General features: G+C 64.0%; 16 protein-coding genes. 13 read left to right on the top strand and 3 right to left on the bottom strand.

Annotation, left to right across the window (positions count from 1 at the left end):
• Position 1 precedes the first annotated feature (1 nt).
• Both GDR53_RS02905 and GDR53_RS02900 read right to left on the bottom strand, forming a co-directional pair.
• Positions 2-886 (bottom strand): ABC transporter permease subunit, encoded by an 885-nt coding sequence (locus GDR53_RS02905; RefSeq protein WP_193336614.1) that lies wholly within the window; start codon positions 884-886, stop codon positions 2-4.
• A 70-nt stretch (positions 887-956) separates the two neighbouring features.
• The gene (locus GDR53_RS02900) at positions 957-2,297 is read right to left on the bottom strand and encodes an extracellular solute-binding protein (protein WP_193336613.1); all 1,341 of its coding nucleotides are present in this window, start codon (positions 2,295-2,297) and stop codon (positions 957-959) included.
• A gap of 208 nt (positions 2,298-2,505) precedes the next feature.
• Between GDR53_RS02900 and GDR53_RS02895 the strand changes: the two genes are divergently transcribed.
• Entirely contained in the window at positions 2,506-3,654 is a 1,149-nt protein-coding gene (locus tag GDR53_RS02895) for an alpha-D-ribose 1-methylphosphonate 5-triphosphate diphosphatase (RefSeq protein ID WP_193336612.1), read from the top strand.
• A complete protein-coding gene (gene phnN / locus GDR53_RS02890; protein ID WP_193336611.1) occupies positions 3,651-4,259 on the top strand; it encodes a phosphonate metabolism protein/1,5-bisphosphokinase (PRPP-forming) PhnN in 609 nt (202 codons plus the stop codon). Before GDR53_RS02895 ends, phnN begins: the two co-directional genes overlap by 4 nt.
• 113 nt (positions 4,260-4,372) lie before the next feature.
• Here phnN and phnF read toward each other — a convergent pair whose 3' ends face one another.
• A complete protein-coding gene (phnF, locus tag GDR53_RS02885; protein ID WP_193336610.1) occupies positions 4,373-5,098 on the bottom strand; it encodes a phosphonate metabolism transcriptional regulator PhnF in 726 nt (241 codons plus the stop codon).
• A 76-nt stretch (positions 5,099-5,174) separates the two neighbouring features.
• On the opposite strand from phnF, the gene phnG reads away from it, so the two are divergent.
• The 11 genes from phnG (at position 5,175) to phnE (GDR53_RS02830) (ending at position 14,980) form a co-directional block, all read left to right on the top strand.
• Entirely contained in the window at positions 5,175-5,630 is a 456-nt protein-coding gene (gene phnG / locus GDR53_RS02880; protein WP_193336609.1) for a phosphonate C-P lyase system protein PhnG, read from the top strand.
• A gap of 1 nt (position 5,631) precedes the next feature.
• On the top strand, positions 5,632-6,231 hold the full coding sequence (gene phnH / locus GDR53_RS02875) for a phosphonate C-P lyase system protein PhnH (protein ID WP_193336608.1): 600 nt from the start codon (positions 5,632-5,634) through the stop codon (positions 6,229-6,231).
• Position 6,232: 1 nt separating this feature from the next.
• On the top strand, positions 6,233-7,321 hold the full coding sequence (locus tag GDR53_RS02870; protein WP_193336607.1) for a carbon-phosphorus lyase complex subunit PhnI: 1,089 nt from the start codon (positions 6,233-6,235) through the stop codon (positions 7,319-7,321).
• Positions 7,318-8,196: an alpha-D-ribose 1-methylphosphonate 5-phosphate C-P-lyase PhnJ gene (locus GDR53_RS02865; protein WP_193336606.1), complete on the top strand. Its 879-nt coding sequence runs from the start codon at positions 7,318-7,320 to the stop codon at positions 8,194-8,196. Before GDR53_RS02870 ends, GDR53_RS02865 begins: the two co-directional genes overlap by 4 nt.
• 168 nt (positions 8,197-8,364) lie before the next feature.
• The gene (gene phnK, locus GDR53_RS02860) at positions 8,365-9,141 is read left to right on the top strand and encodes a phosphonate C-P lyase system protein PhnK (RefSeq protein ID WP_193336605.1); all 777 of its coding nucleotides are present in this window, start codon (positions 8,365-8,367) and stop codon (positions 9,139-9,141) included.
• Positions 9,141-9,845, top strand: a complete 705-nt coding sequence (phnL, locus tag GDR53_RS02855) for a phosphonate C-P lyase system protein PhnL (protein WP_193336604.1) — start codon at positions 9,141-9,143, stop codon at positions 9,843-9,845. Before phnK ends, phnL begins: the two co-directional genes overlap by 1 nt.
• Entirely contained in the window at positions 9,842-10,456 is a 615-nt protein-coding gene (locus tag GDR53_RS02850) for a DapH/DapD/GlmU-related protein (protein WP_193336603.1), read from the top strand. The genes phnL and GDR53_RS02850 overlap by 4 nt, the downstream gene beginning before the upstream one ends.
• A 248-nt stretch (positions 10,457-10,704) precedes the next feature.
• Positions 10,705-11,535, top strand: a complete 831-nt coding sequence (gene phnC, locus GDR53_RS02845; protein ID WP_193337936.1) for a phosphonate ABC transporter ATP-binding protein — start codon at positions 10,705-10,707, stop codon at positions 11,533-11,535.
• 61 nt (positions 11,536-11,596) lie between these two features.
• Entirely contained in the window at positions 11,597-12,505 is a 909-nt protein-coding gene (phnD, locus tag GDR53_RS02840) for a phosphonate ABC transporter substrate-binding protein (RefSeq protein ID WP_193336602.1), read from the top strand.
• 163 nt (positions 12,506-12,668) lie between these two features.
• Positions 12,669-13,640, top strand: coding sequence for a phosphonate ABC transporter, permease protein PhnE (gene phnE / locus GDR53_RS02835; RefSeq protein ID WP_193336601.1), 972 nt, complete (start codon positions 12,669-12,671; stop codon positions 13,638-13,640).
• Positions 13,640-14,980 carry a phosphonate ABC transporter, permease protein PhnE gene (phnE, locus tag GDR53_RS02830; protein WP_408639780.1) on the top strand — a complete coding sequence of 447 codons (1,341 nt, stop codon included), beginning with the start codon at positions 13,640-13,642 and terminating at the stop codon, positions 14,978-14,980. Before phnE (GDR53_RS02835) ends, phnE (GDR53_RS02830) begins: the two co-directional genes overlap by 1 nt.
• Positions 14,981-15,020 lie beyond the last annotated feature (40 nt).

Below are 15,020 nucleotides of genomic sequence, written 5' to 3'. Positions count from 1 at the left end.
CTCAGGTATAGTGGATGCGCTTTTCGACCCATTTGAACTGGACGAAGGTGAGCGAGATGACGAGCAGCATGAGCACGATCGACTGGGCGGCGGCGCCCGAATAGTCGAGCCCCTTGAAGCCGTCGAAATAGATCTTGTAGACCATCACCTCGGTGCTCCCGAACGGGCCGCCTTCGGTCATGGTGTCGATCAGGCCGAAGCTGTCGGTGAAGCTCGAAATCAGGTTGATGATGAGCAGGAAGAAGGCGGTCGGTGCGATCAGCGGCAGCTGCAGGTCGATCATGCGGGTAAAGGGCCGCGCGCCGTCCATGGCCCCGGCCTCGGAAATCGAGCGCGGGATCATCTGCAGGGCGGCGAGGAAGAAGATGAAATTGTAGCCGATGCCCAGCCAGGAATGGCAGACGATGATCATGGCCAGCGCCTGGAAGCCATTGATGGCCGGGTTCCAGATGCCGGGAAAGACGTCGTTGATGGCGCCGACGAGACCGGCCTCGGGGGCAAAGATGAAGCGGAAGGCCACCCCGGCAGCGGGGGCGGCAATGGCATAGGGCCAGACAAAGACCGACTGGAACAGCCGTGTGCCCTTGAGCGAGCGATCGACGAACACCGCCAGGGTCAGCGCCATGGCCATGGACAGCACGGTGGTGCAGCTGGCGTAAAAGGCGCTGCGGATCACGGTGCTCCAGTAGTCACTGTCGCGGAAGATGTTGAGGAAATTCTCCCAGCCGACCCAGCTATTGCCGCCGCCCCAGGGCTGCTCGAGCGTGAACGCCCAATAGAGCGCCTGCGTCGTGGGCCAGTAGAAAAATACCATGACCAGCAGCAATTGCGGCCCGATCAGCAGCCAGGGCAGGGAGCCATTGTTGAAAAATGCGCGACGTTCCATGGGGCACCCGCTTTGAAAACAACAAGAAAAGGTGCGGGCGACCTCGTCGCCCGCACCTGTGGTGAACCGATCAGGGGAGAACGGCGTCCTTGTAGGTGGCCTGGAAGCGGCGCAGGATGTCGTTGCCCTTGGCATCGAAGCTTTCCAGCGCGGCCTGGACCGGTGCATTGTTGAACATCACGTCCTGCATGGTCTTGACCATCTCGGCGCGGATCGAGGCGTAATTGCCCAGGCGGATGCCGCGGGTATTTTCGGTCGGTGGGGTGAAGGTCAGGCTTTCAATGGCCTTTTCGCGGCCCTTATAGGGAGCTTCGGTGTAGAAGCCCTTTTCGGTCATGGCTTCAAAGCCGGTATTGGTGACGGGGATATAGCCGGTCACGGTCGACCACCATTCGGTCTGCTCAGGGGTGGCCAGGAAGTTGTAGAACGCGGCAGCGCCCTTGTATTCTTCTTCCGACTTGCCCTTGAGGGTCCACAGCGAAGCGCCGCCCACGAGGCTGTTGGTGCGCTCATGACCTTCGAGCATGGGCAGCATGGCAACGTCCCAGTTCAGGCCGTCGATGGCCTTGGCAGTGACGCTGCCATGGCTGGCGATCGAACCCGAAAAGATCTGGCAATTGCCATTGGCGAACGAGTCGAGGTCACCCTCGCCGACATCCTTGCCCTTATGGACAAACAGGCCTTCGTCATACATGGCCTTGAACCAGGTCAGCTGGTCCACGAAGAGGCCCTTGCTGACGACCATTTCGGCGTCGAGGCCGCCAAAGCCATTGCCCTTGGTGGCGATGGGCTGGTTGTGGATGGCCGAGAACTGCTCGAACCACTGCCAGGCGCCAGCCGGGTCAAACGCGACGGGGCACTCGTAGCCAGCTGCCTTCATCTTGCGGGCAATGTCTTCGACTTCGGTCCAGGTGGTGGGCAGGCCGTCAAAGCCGACCTTGGCCAGCGCGTCGGTATTGTAATAGATCATCGCCGTCGAGGAGTTGAACGGCATCGACAGCAGTTCGCCCTTCGAGGTCGAATAATAGGAGGCGATGCCGGAGAAATAGTTCGACCAGTCGATGTCGAAGCCATTGTCGGTCATCAGCTGGCCGATCGGCAGATAGGCCTCGCTCAGCATCAGGTCGAGCGTGCCGGCGTCGAAAATCTGGGTGACGGTGGGCTGCTTGTTGGCGCGGAAGGCGGCAATCGTGTTCTGCAGATTGGTGTCGTAGTCGTTCTGGCTGATGCAGACGATCTCGTAGTCGGCCTGCGACTCGTTGAAGGTCTTGCACATGTCCTGAATGCGATCGCTCAGGTCACCCGACAAGCCATACCAGAACTCGAACTTGGTCTGAGCCATGACGGGGGACGCGGTCAGCGCGATTACGGCGAGGGTTGAGGCTGCACCGAGCAGCGTGTTGCGTGTCATTTGTGGAACGTCTCCGGGAAAGCTTGTGCCAAGGGTTGGCGGGCGGACTCCTAGAACCCCTGTTTGACAGTTCCCTTGCGGATTAGTGACTGTTCACCGACAGTTGCATGACGAGTCGATGAACGTGCCTCAGTCGCCAAACTGTCATCATCTTGCGCTAGCGCAGGGGCGCCCATGCCCGTCAAAAGAACGCAGAAATGATCCGCCCATGAACAGTGTCGCCCTCGGAGAACTCGTCCTCACCAATGCCCGCATCGTGCTGGCCAATGAGGTATTGGAGGGCTCCGTGCGCGTGGACGGCGGCGTCATCACCGATATCGGCACGCCCAGCCGCACCGGCACTGACCTCGACGGGGATTATTTGATTCCCGGTCTCGTGGAGCTGCATACCGACCACCTCGAGACCCATTATGCGCCGCGCCCCAAGGTGCGCTGGAACCCCGTCGCCGCGGTGCAGGCGCATGACGCCCAGATCGCCGCCTCGGGCATTACCACCGTGCTCGACGCCATCCGCATCGGGCTGGACGAGCAGACCGATATCGGCGCCGAGGACATGCGCACCCTGGCTGGCGCCATCCGCGCCGGCAACGAAGCCGGTCGGCTGCGGGCGGAACACTTCATCCACCTGCGCTGCGAGGTCTCGGCCCCCGATTGCCTCGACAGTTTCCTCGCCATCATCGACGATCCGCAGGTGCGCCTGGCCTCGCTGATGGACCACGCCCCCGGCCAGCGCCAGTTCGCCAGCCTCGACGCCTACAAGGCCTATTACCAGGGCAAGACCAAGATGAGCGACGCCCAGCTCGACGAGTTTTCCGAGCGCCGCAACCGCCAGTCCCAGACCCATGCCGGCCCGTTCCGCCGCGCCATCGCCGACATCTGCCATGACAAGGGCATCGTACTGGCCAGCCATGACGACGCCACCCGCGCCCATGTCGAGGAAGCCGTCGATCTGGGCCTGCACATTGCCGAATTCCCCACCACGCTGGAAGCGGCCCGGGCCTCGCGCCAGGCCGGCATGTCCATCCTGATGGGCGGCCCCAATGTGGTGCGTGGCGGATCGCATTCCGGCAATGTCTCGGCGCGGGTTCTGGCCGAGGCCGACCTGCTCGATATTCTGTCGTCCGACTACATTCCCTTCTCCATGCTGCAGTCGGCATTTTCGCTCGCCGAGAACGTGGAGGGGATAAGTTTGCCCAAGGCGGTGCAGCTGGTGACCAAGCGCCCGGCCGAGGCCGGTGGTTTCAGTGATCGCGGCGAGATCGAAGTGGGCAAGCGCGCCGATTTCGTGCATCTGCGCATCGAGGACGGTATTCCCATCGTCCTTACCGTCTATCGGGAAGGTCGCCGCGTCATATGAAGGGCAATTTTGTCGCCGTGGTCGGGCCCAGCGGCGCCGGCAAGGACAGCCTGATCGGCTTTGCCCGCGAGCGGCTTGAGCCCACCGGGCTGATCCATGTCGTGCGTCGCGTGGTGACGCGGCTGGCCGATGGCGGCAGCGAAGATCATGACAGCATGGACGAGGCCAGCTTTGCCCAGGCCGAGCAGGACGGCGCCTTTGCCCTGACCTGGGAGGCGCACGGCCTGCGCTATGGCCTGCCCATTTCGCTGGAAGACGATCTGCGCGCGGGCAGGGTGGTGGTGGCCAACCTGTCACGCGCCATGATCCCGGCGCTGGTCGCACGCTATCCCGATACGGTGGTCGTGGCGGTATCGGCCGACCGCGATGTCATCGCGCGGCGGCTGGCCGGACGGGGCCGTGAAACGGCGGAATCGATCCAGCAGCGTATCGCGCGCCAGGTTGCCGACCGCCTGCCGGCCAGCACGGTGCGCATCGACAATTCCGGCGCGCTGGAAACGGCGGGCGAGCAGTTCGTGCAGCTGCTGCAAGATGTTGCGGGGCTGCCGCGGGCTGATGAGCGGAGAAATGCCCCCTCTAGCCTCCCCCGAGCAACCCCCACCTAACCGGCCATTCGAGCGCAGCTCTCATGGCCTTGTTCGCTCAAATCGCTCCACTGGAGCGATTTGTCCCTTCGGGTCGCTCTCAAGCCCCTTCAGGGGGAGGTCAGGTGGGGGAACTACACCACCAGCTCCATCCGTTCGGCCGGAAAGCGGCTGAGGGCGTAGGAGATGGGATTGCCCGCGCCATCCTCGTCAATGGCTTCCGAGACCAAGAGGATCGCTCCGGCCGAGAGGCCCAGCAGCTGGGTTTCCTCGACATCGGCGTGCCGGGCGGAGATGCGGGTGGTGGCCCGCGCGTAATCGGCAATGCCATAGCTGGCAAAGACCACCGTGAACGAGTGGCTCTCGATCAGCCGCTGCGCCACATCGGGAAATTGCCGGTAGGCCAGCCAGGTGGTGGCGCGCGACAGCGGTATCCCGTCGGCCGATGACAGGCCGTCGATGCGGACCACCTTGGCGCCCGGTTTGATGCCCAGCGCCGCCGCTACCGTAGCGCTGGCATTTTCGATCTTGTCGCCCAGATGCTGCGTGCTGATGCTGCGGGCCTGGCCGGCCAGGCCTTCGGAGAATCGGGTGCGCCGGCCGATCGGATAGCTCAGCCGCCTGGCGCTGCGCACAAAGGTGCCGCGCCCCTGTTCGGCCCCCACCACCCCCTCTTCGGCCAGCACGGCCAAGGCCCGCCGCACGGTGTGACGATTGGCGGAAAAGCGTGCTGCCAGAACGGCTTCGGTGGGAAGCCTGTCACCACTGGCGAGCTTGCCGCCAATGATATCGAGGCGAATGGCGTCAGCGATGCGGCGCCACAGCGCGACCCCGCCCAGTTCATCCCTGGTTTTTGTCATTGCAAAGTCACATGGAAAGCCTAAGACGGAAATCAGGACATTAGTTGTCTAATCCATTAGACAAATAGAGGCAAGCATGTTGCACACTGACCCCAAGGATATCGGCCGTCGCAAGGCGGCGCTGGACGTGCTGGCTGCCGCGCCGGCGCGCGAACTGGCCGCCGTCTGGGACGCCTGGGCCGACAAGCCCGACTTTACCCGCATCCGCGGCCCCGAAACGGGCCTGGTCATGGTGCGCGGCCGGGCCGGCGGCGGTGGTGCGCCTTTCAATATGGGTGAAGCCTCGGTCAGCCGCGCCAGCGTGCGTATTGTAACCGGGCAGGTGGGGCATGGGTATTGCCTGGGTCGTGACCTCGCCAAGGCAGAAGTCATCGCGGTGATCGATGCGCTGTTCCAGCGCGCGCCCGAGGCGGTCGAGGCCGAGATTGTCGCGCCTTTGGCGGCTTTGGCGCAGCGCGGCGACCAGCACAAGCGCGACGAGACGGCGGCCACGCGGGTCGATTTCTTCACCATGGTGCGCGGGGATAACTGAGATGGATAGCCTACTTCAGGGCGGTTTCGCCGATCCGGTGCTGAACAGCCAGACCAGTTTCCGCGCCATCATGGACGCGCTGGCCAATCCCGGCACGCCGCAAGACCTCGTCACACCGCAGTCGATTTCGCACAGCCTGTCCCCCGAATTGGTTAGCACACTGTTAACCTTGAGCGACCATGACACCCCCGTCTGGCTGGATGCGCGCCTGCGCGCCGATGGTACTATCGGAACATGGCTGGGCTTTCACAGCGGCGCGCCGCTGGTGGATGCGCCGGAAAAGGCGACTTTTGCCGCGGCCAGCGGGGCAGGGCAGTTGCCGGCGCTCGACCAGTTCAACCTCGGGACCCAGGAATATCCCGATCGCTCGACCACAGTGGTGCTGGCCGTGCCTTCACTGAGTGGCGGCGAGATGCTGGTGCTGCGCGGACCCGGCATCAAGGATCACCTCCATATTAGCCCACAGGGGCTGCCCGCGGATTTCATCGCGCAGTGGAGCGCCAACCGCGAATTATTTCCGCGCGGCGTCGACCTGCTGCTGGTGGCTGATGGCCAAGTCATGGGCCTACCGCGCTCGACGCGCATTGCGGAAGGACACTAAGATGTATGTAGCCGTAAAGGGCGGTGAAGCCGCCATTGCCAATGCCCATGCCTTGCTGGCCGACCGCCGTCGCGGCGACCGCTCGGTGCCCGGCTTGCGGCTCGACCAGATCGTCGAGCAGCTCGGCCTCGCCGTCGACCGCACCATGGGCGAGGGCTCGCTCTACGATACCGAATTGGCAGCCCTGGCGCTGCTGCAGGCGCGCGGCGACCTGATCGAGGCGATCTTCCTGGTGCGCGCCTATCGCACCACTTTGCCGCGCTTTGGCTATAGCCAGCCAATCGATACCGGGGCCATGCTGATCGAGCGCCGCATCTCGGCCACCTTCAAGGACCTGCCCGGCGGCCAGCTGCTGGGCCCGACCTTCGACTATACCCACCGCCTGCTCGACGCTTCGCTGGTGGGCGGCACCGTGCCGGCGCCGGTGACCCGCCCGGCCGAGGTCGAAGCCGCACCCCGGGTCACCGACCTGCTGGGCCGCCAGGGGCTGATGGAGCCCGATGGCGACACCGACCCCGATGCCGAAGTGGGCGACCTGACGCGCGAACCCCTGGACTTTCCGCTCAACCGCGACCTGCGGCTGCAGGCTCTGGCCCGCGGCGACGAGGGGTTCCTGCTGGCTCTGGCCTATTCCACCCAGCGCGGCTATGGCCGCAGCCATCCTTTCGTCGGCGAAATCCGCATCGGCGAAGTCGATGTGGAATTCGACGTGCCCGAGCTCGGCTTTGCCGTCAATCTGGGGCGCATCCGCGTCACCGAATGCCAGATGGTCAACCAGTTCAAGGGCTCGGCCAAGCTGGCGCCGCAGTTCACCCGCGGCTATGGCCTGGTCTTCGGCCAGGCCGAGCGCAAGGCCATGGCCATGTCATTGGTCGACCGGGCGCTGCGGGCGCGGGAATTTGGCGAGGACCTGGTGGCCCCCGCCCAGGACGAGGAATTCGTCATTGCCCATTGCGACAATGTGCAGGCGACCGGCTTCGTCGAACATCTCAAACTCCCCCATTACGTGGATTTCCAGGCCGAGCTCGACATGATCCGCCGCATGCGCGCGGAGCATGAAGCTGCCGAACTCAAGGAGGCCGCGGAATGAACGCCGTCGCCCAGTACAACTTTGCCTATCTCGACGAGCAGACCAAAAGGATGATCCGCAGGGCCATTCTCAAGGCCATTGCCATTCCCGGCTATCAGGTGCCATTCAGCTCCCGCGAAATGCCCATGCCCTATGGCTGGGGCACCGGCGGCGTGCAGGTGACGGCCTCGATCATCGGACCCGATGACGTGCTCAAGGTCATCGACCAGGGCGCCGACGACACCACCAATGCGGTCTCGATCCGCGCCTTCTTCGCCAAGGTGGCGCAGGTGGCCACCACCACCCATACGGCCGAGGCGACCATCATCCAGACCCGCCACCGCATTCCCGAAAAGAAGCTCGGGGCCGGGCAGATCCTGGTCTACCAGGTGCCTATCCCCGAGCCTTTGCGCTTCCTCGAACCGCGCGAAACCGAAACGCGGAAAATGCACGCGCTCGAGGAATATGGGCTGATGCACGTCAAGCTCTATGAGGACATTGCCCGGCACGGCCGCATCGCCACCACCTATGCCTATCCGGTCAAGGTCGAGGGGCGTTACGTCATGGACCCCAGTCCGACGCCGAAATTCGACAATCCCAAGATGCACATGTCAGAGGCGCTGCAGTTGTTCGGCGCCGGGCGCGAGCACCGGATTTATGCCGTGCCGCCGCATACGCAAGTGGTGAGCCTCGACTTCGAGGACCATCCCTTCGCCATCCAGCATTTCGAGCAGCCCTGCGCCCTCTGCGGCGCCGAGCAGGTCTATCTCGACGAGGTCATTCTCGATGACCAGGGCGGGCATATGTATGTGTGCTCCGATACCGACAATTGCGAGGAACGGCGCGCGGCGGGACATGTGGGCACGCTGGGCGTGGCCCAGGAGGCAGCGGAATGATGCTGTATCTTTCACACCCACCGCGCGTCACCCTCGGGCTTGACCCGAGGGCACTTCACTTCGCCAGCGCACCGCAAGTGCAGAGCCCTCGGGTCAAGCCCGAGGGTGACGATCGGGGATGGGGCAACACTTTGCGTCGACTGGCAGCGGTACTGAAGGAGCAACGCCATGAGCACTGAACCCCTCCTCAAGGTCGACAACCTGACCAAATATTACGGCTCGCGCCTCGGCTGCGCCGATGTCAGCTTCGAGCTCTGGCCCGGCGAAGTGCTGGCCATTGTCGGGGAATCCGGCTCGGGCAAGACCACCTTGCTCAATTCGCTGTCGGCGACGCTCGAGCCGACGTCGGGCCAGACGCATTACCGCATGCGGGACGGGGAATGGCGCAATATCTATGACCTCAGCGAAGCCGAGCGGCGCTTTCTCGTGCGGACGGACTGGGGCTTCGTGCACCAGAACCCGGCCGACGGGCTGCGCATGACCGTTTCGGCCGGCGCCAATGTCGGCGAGCGGCTGATGGCGGTGGGCGACCGCCACTATGGTCATATCCGCGACACGGCGCTCGACTGGCTGGGTCGCGTGGAAATCGCCGCCGACCGTATCGACGACCAGCCGCGATCCTTCTCGGGCGGCATGCGGCAGCGCCTGCAGATCGCCCGTAACCTCGTGACCGGGCCACGGCTGGTCTTCATGGACGAGCCGACCGGCGGGCTCGACGTGTCGGTGCAGGCGCGCCTGCTCGATCTGCTGCGTGGCCTGGTGGGCGAACTGGGGCTGGCGGCCATCGTCGTCACCCATGACCTGGCCGTGGCGCGCCTTTTGAGCCACCGCATGATGGTGATGAAGGACGGCTATGTCATCGAGGCGGGCCTGACCGACCGCGTGCTCGACGATCCGCGCGAACCCTATACCCAGCTGCTCGTTTCCTCGATCCTGCAGGTGTGATGATGACCGCCCTTACCGTCAAAAATCTCTCAAAGACCTTTACCATGCATCTGCGCGACGGGGTCGTGCTGCCGGTGGTGGAGAATGTGAACTTTCACGTCCAGCCCGGCGAATGCGTCGTGCTGGGCGGGCCGTCAGGGGCCGGCAAGAGCTCGATCCTCAAAATGGTATATGGCAATTATGGCGTCGATGCCGGCGCCATCGTCATCCAGCATCATGGCGAGGCCGTGGATCTGGCCACGGCCGATCCGCGCACCGTGCTGACGCTGCGGCGGGACTCCATCGGCTATGTCAGCCAGTTCCTGCGCACCGTGCCGCGCGTTTCGGCGCTCGACGTCGTGGCCGAGCCGCTGGTGATCCGCGGGGTGGACAAGGGCGAGGCGCAGGGCAGGGCGCGCGCTTTGCTGGCCCGGCTCAACCTGCCCGAACGGCTCTGGAGCCTGCCGCCGGCGACCTTTTCGGGCGGCGAACAGCAGCGCGTCAACATTGCCCGCGGCTTCATCACCGATCATCCGGTGCTGCTGCTCGACGAGCCGACCGCCTCGCTCGACGCCACCAATCGCGCTGTCGTCGTCGCCATGATCGGCGAGAAGAAGGCGGCCGGCGTGGCGCTGCTGGGGATTTTCCACGACGAGGAAGTGCGCGAGGCAGTCGCCGACCGCATTCTCGACGTCACCGCCTTTGCCCCGAGGATGGCAGCATGAAAAAGCTTGGTCTCGAACCCTCCATTAATCCGACCGCCCATGTCATGGAGTCGACCCTTGGCCGCTATACCGAAGTGGGCGCCGGCTGCACCGTCGCCTATTCTAGCCTGGGCGACTATTCCTACTGCGTCAGCAATACCCAGATCGCCTATTCCAGCATCGGCAAGTTCGCCAATATCGCCGCCCATGTGCGCATCTATGCCAGCATGCACCCGATGGAACGCGCCTCGCTGCACCATTTCACCTATCGCTCGGCGCAGTATTTCGAGGGCGAGGAGGATGATCAGAGCTTTTTCGACTGGCGCGAGAGCACGCCCATCAGCATCGGCCACGACACCTGGATCGGCCATGGCGCGGTGATCATGCCCGGCATCACCATCGGCAATGGCGCCATTATCGGCTCCAATGCGGTGGTGACCAAGGACGTCGCCGATTTCGCCATTGCCGTGGGTGTTCCCGCCCGGACCATCAAGCAGCGCTTTTCCGACGACGTGGCATCACGGCTCGATGCGATGAAGTGGTGGGACTGGAGCCACGACAAGCTGCACCAGGCGCTGCCCGATTTCCGCAAGCTGGGGATCGAGGCGTTTCTGGAGAAGTATGAGGGGTAGGGCGACCGTCCGCGATCGTCACCCTCGGGCCTGACCCGAGGGCACTGCACTTGACCCGCGCGCCGCCAGTATAGAGCCCTCGGGTCAAGCCCGAGGGTGACGGCCGGTGGCTGCATTGCATCACGTGCTTCCGGGCACTCGGCAAACCCACCACACCCCCCTGTTCACAGTCATCGAACCGTCACCAAATCTACATGCGCACGTAATCTGGCCGCCCTAGGTCTGCCACACTCGAGAAGTGGGGCGTCCTGATGCTGAAGATCTCCAATGTTTCGCGACGATTTGGTGACAAGCTCGCTGTCGACAGCGTCAGCCTCGAAATCCCGCAGGGCCAGATGGTCGGCGTCATCGGCCGCTCCGGCGCCGGCAAGTCGACCCTGCTGCGCATGATCAACCGCCTCGCCGACGTCTCGTCGGGCTATATCGAATATGACGGCGTGCGCACCTCCGAGCTGCGCGGCCAGGCCCTGCGCAACTGGCAGCGCGACTGCGCCATGATCTTCCAGCAGTTCAACCTGGTGCCCCGCCTCGACGTCATCACCAATGTCATGCTCGGCCGCCTCAATGGCCGCCATCCCCTGCTCAACCTGCTGCAGATCTTTTCCGCCGATGAGCAGCTCGAGGCGCTCAAGGCGCTCGAGCGCCTCGACATCGCCCCGACCGCCTTGCAGTGGGCGCAGACCCTGTCGGGCGGCCAGCAGCAGCGCGTCGCCATCGCCCGGGCGCTGATGCAGGGGCCCAAGATGATCCTGGCCGACGAGCCGATCGCCAGCCTCGACCCGCGCAATGCCCAGATCGTCATGGACAGCCTGCGCGACATCAATGCCGAGGGCATTACCGTCATCACCAACCTGCACACGCTCGACACCGCCCGCGCCTATTGCGAGCGCATCATCGGCATGGCGCAGGGCAAGGTGGTGTTCGACGGCACGCCCGACGAGCTGACCACCGATGTCGCCCGCACGCTCTACGGCGCCGATGGGCTCAAGGAGGCTTTCTCGGAAGCCATGACCTCGACATCGCTGGCGCCGCTGGCGCCGCCCGTCATCCATCCCGCAAGCGCCAATCCCGCTTCGTAACCCCGTTCCGCGGCCCTTTTCGGGCCCGCCGACCAACCCGCGTCACCAAAGGAAGATATCCATGACCGCGATCCGCAAAATCCTGCTGGCCTCCGTGGCCCTCACCATGACCACTGCAGCCTTCGCCCAGGACGCCACCGTCCTGCGCATCGGCCTCGATGGCGGCGAGAACGAGAGCGACCAGCTGCGTCGCTCCGAATGCGTTGCCGAGCCGCTCAAGGCCGCAACCGGCGCCACCGAAGTCCAGTTCTTCCCATCGCCCGACTATAATGGCGTGATCCAGGGCCTGCTCGGCGGCACCATCGACATCGCCATCATGGGCGCCTCGTCCTATGCCTCGATCTACCTGTCGGACCCAGAGGCCGTTGATCCGGTCCTGACCACCCAGCAGGAAGACGGCTCGACCGGCTACCACTCGATCATGGTTGCCCGCAAGGACAGCGGCATCACCGACCTGGCCTCGACCAAGGGCAAGAAGCTCGGCTTTGCCGATCCTGACTCGACCTCGGGCTACCTGGTTCCCAACGTCGCCCTGCCAGCCGAGCTCGGCGCCCCCATCGCTGAATTCTACAGCGAAACCGGCTTCGGCGGCGGTCACGAAAACCTGGTTCTCGGCGTGCTCGACGGCACCTGGGATGCCGGCACCACCTTCGGCTCGGGCCAGGGTGAATTCTCCGAAGGCTATACCTCGGGCAACCTCAAGATCATGGTCGACAAGGGCCTGCTCGACATGGACGACCTGGTGGAAGTCTGGCAGTCGCCAATCATCCCGAACGGCCCGCTCATGGTCTCCAACAAGCTCAGCGCCGACATGAAGGAAAAGGTCACCGCCTTCTTCAAGGGCCTGCCCGAAGCCGACTTCGAGTGCTTCGACGCCTTCACCGCCGGCGGTTACACCAACTTCGTCGACGCCGACCAGACCATGTACCAGACCATCATCGACGCCCGTAAGTCGGTCATCGGCGGCTGATTTCTGAACGTCCAACAAGCAAGAGACGGGCTTCCCTCCCCCTTGTGGGGAGGGAATGAGGGTGGGGGAGCCGTGCACCGGATGCGCGGACAGATACCCCCACCCTTTATCCCTCCCCACAAGGGGGAGGGAGACGACTGAAACCTCAGCGAGCAGTTTGCCCATGACCGATATCGCCCCGACATCCGGCCTCAGCGCCGCCAGCCAGACCCTGCTGCGCCACTATCGCAGCCAGGTGCTGACGCGGCGGGTCTATTCGATCATCGGGGTCGTGCTGGTACTGGTCGCGCTGGGCGCGGCGATGAACTACGCCAATGCCGCCAATTCGGGCAAGTTCTTCGACCGTATTCCGTACATGTTCGATTTTCTCAAGAACTTCGTGCCCGAGGATCCCTTCGAGATCGTGCGCGCCATGTTCGATATCGAGTCACCCTATTATGATGGCTCGCTCAAGTTCGACTATACCTCGGACCGGGTCTATGTGACCGAGAGCCTCTATATTCCCAACTTCATTTACCAGCTCATCGTCACGGTCAATATTGCCATTGTCTCGACCATTATCGGCGGCGGCCTGGCCTTCATCCTTTGCTTTTTCGCCGCCACCAACCTGGTCGGCGCCGGGCCGCTGCGCTTCGTGGTGCGGCGCATCATGGAAATCATGCGCGCCTTTCCCGAGATCGTCATTGCCGGCCTGCTGACTGCCGTGCTCTCGATCGGTCCGATTGCCGCCATCGCCGCCATCTCGTTTCACACCATCGGCGCGCTGGGCAAACTGTTCTTCGAAGTGGTCGAGAATGCCGACATGAAGCCCGAGGAAGGGCTGCGCTCGGTGGGCGCCACCTGGCTGGAGCGGGTGCGCTTTGGCATCGTGCCCCAGGTCATGCCCAATTTCGTCTCCTATGCGCTGCTGCGCACCGAGATCAATGTGCGCGCCTCCACCATTATCGGCGCGGTCGGCGGCGGCGGCATCGGCGAGGTCTTCCGCCTCTCCATTGGCCGCGACCATGCCGCCAAGACCTATGCCATCGTCATCCTGCTGCTGATTACCATTGTCTGCATCGACCAGTTCTCGGGCTGGCTGCGCTACAAGCTGGTGGGCAAGCAGAGCTTCGAACTGGGAAGGGGAGCGGCATGATGAGCACGATCAGCCTCAGCGAACGTCACCGCCTCGAAAAGAAATATCCCGACGTCTTCCGCCCCAACCTGCTGCAGCGCTGGGGCCTGCTGATCGGCCTGGGCGCCGCGCTGCTCTACCTGACCTTCTGCTGGTTCTTCTTCAGCGTCGGCCCCGCCTTGCAAAACGGCAAATGGGACCGCGCCGCCATCTATGTCCAGGATTGGTATTCCTGGCGCGCCCAGCCACGCCTGCGCTTCGAGGGCGGCGCCGTGGTGCCGCAATGGTCGAGCCGCGGCCAATATGCCGATGGCGCCACCATCGACTGGCTCACCCCGCATGCCGATGGCAGCATGACCGCCACCTTCGGCAATGAAGCCGACCGGCTCGAGATCGCCACCACGGCGGTCGATGTCTATGTCGACGGCGTGGTCTGGCCCATCGCCATCACCGCAAATGCCGCCCTGGCGCCGGCAGGCGCACCGCCGGCGATCGAGCAGGATGGCGCCAAGGTGCTGGTCGACTATGGCTTTGCCGGGCAGGCGGAAATCCGCAACAACCAGGTCGTGGTGCAGCGCCGTTTCCTGGGCTGGGCCAATTTCCTCTACGATCCGGCTTCCCCGCTCTGGGGCAATGACCTGTTGAGCAGCATCGGCCTGGCCTTTAGCGGCGACCGCGTCGATCCGGCCCGGGCCAATGCGCATCTGATCCTTGACGAGTGGCTGGGCAACCGCGCCTGGCAGCATGCCGACATCCTCGCCAAACTGATGCAGACCCTGGTCATGGCCTTTGTCGGCACGCTGCTGGCAACCCTGGTGGCCTTCCCGTTGGCCTTCATCGCCGCGCGCAGCATTACCCCAAACCGCACGGCCAACTGGATGATGAAGCGCAGCTTTGACTTCCTGCGCTCCATCGACATGCTGATCTGGGCGCTGTTCTTTACCCGTGGCTTCGGGCCGGGTCCGATTCCGGGCATTGCGGCGATTTTCTTCACCGATACCGGCGCCCTGGGCAAGGTCTATGCCGAGGCGCTGGAAAATGTCGATGACAAGCAGCGCGAGGGTATCCAGTCGGTCGGCGCCAGCCCGGCCGCGGTCAACCGCTTCGGGGTCGTGCCGCAGGTACTGCCGGTCTTTGTCTCGCAGTCGCTCTATTTCTGGGAGAGCAATACCCGCTCGGCCACCGTCATCGGTGCCGTGGGCGCCGGCGGCATCGGCCTCAAGCTGCTCGAAGCCATGGGCACCAATTCGGACTGGGACAAGGTGGCCTATATGGTGCTGCTGATCCTGGGCGTGGTCTTCCTGTTCGACAACCTCTCCAACGCCATCCGCTCGCGGCTGATCGGCCCGGCCGCGCATTGAGCGCGCCGGGGGCATTGCCGATACCTGCAGATTTGCACTG

Source organism: Devosia beringensis, from assembly GCF_014926585.1.
GTDB classification, from domain to species: domain Bacteria; phylum Pseudomonadota; class Alphaproteobacteria; order Rhizobiales; family Devosiaceae; genus Devosia; species Devosia beringensis.
The sequence above is the reverse complement of the archived record's forward strand: the minus strand, read 5'-3'. Positions and strand labels throughout refer to the sequence as shown.

Coding starts and splice junctions, on each gene's coding strand:
- phnE (WP_408639780.1), top strand. CDS start 13,640: ATGAGCACGATCAGCCTCAGCGAACGTCACCGCCTCGAAAAGAAATAT.
- GDR53_RS02865 (WP_193336606.1), top strand. CDS start 7,318: ATGAACGCCGTCGCCCAGTACAACTTTGCCTATCTCGACGAGCAGACC.
- GDR53_RS02850 (WP_193336603.1), top strand. CDS start 9,842: ATGAAAAAGCTTGGTCTCGAACCCTCCATTAATCCGACCGCCCATGTC.
- phnF (WP_193336610.1), bottom strand. CDS start 5,098: ATGACAAAAACCAGGGATGAACTGGGCGGGGTCGCGCTGTGGCGCCGC.
- GDR53_RS02900 (WP_193336613.1), bottom strand. CDS start 2,297: ATGACACGCAACACGCTGCTCGGTGCAGCCTCAACCCTCGCCGTAATC.
- GDR53_RS02870 (WP_193336607.1), top strand. CDS start 6,233: ATGTATGTAGCCGTAAAGGGCGGTGAAGCCGCCATTGCCAATGCCCAT.
- phnG (WP_193336609.1), top strand. CDS start 5,175: ATGTTGCACACTGACCCCAAGGATATCGGCCGTCGCAAGGCGGCGCTG.
- phnH (WP_193336608.1), top strand. CDS start 5,632: ATGGATAGCCTACTTCAGGGCGGTTTCGCCGATCCGGTGCTGAACAGC.
- phnD (WP_193336602.1), top strand. CDS start 11,597: ATGACCGCGATCCGCAAAATCCTGCTGGCCTCCGTGGCCCTCACCATG.
- GDR53_RS02895 (WP_193336612.1), top strand. CDS start 2,506: ATGAACAGTGTCGCCCTCGGAGAACTCGTCCTCACCAATGCCCGCATC.
- GDR53_RS02905 (WP_193336614.1), bottom strand. CDS start 886: ATGGAACGTCGCGCATTTTTCAACAATGGCTCCCTGCCCTGGCTGCTG.
- phnE (WP_193336601.1), top strand. CDS start 12,669: ATGACCGATATCGCCCCGACATCCGGCCTCAGCGCCGCCAGCCAGACC.
- phnL (WP_193336604.1), top strand. CDS start 9,141: ATGATGACCGCCCTTACCGTCAAAAATCTCTCAAAGACCTTTACCATG.
- phnK (WP_193336605.1), top strand. CDS start 8,365: ATGAGCACTGAACCCCTCCTCAAGGTCGACAACCTGACCAAATATTAC.
- phnN (WP_193336611.1), top strand. CDS start 3,651: ATGAAGGGCAATTTTGTCGCCGTGGTCGGGCCCAGCGGCGCCGGCAAG.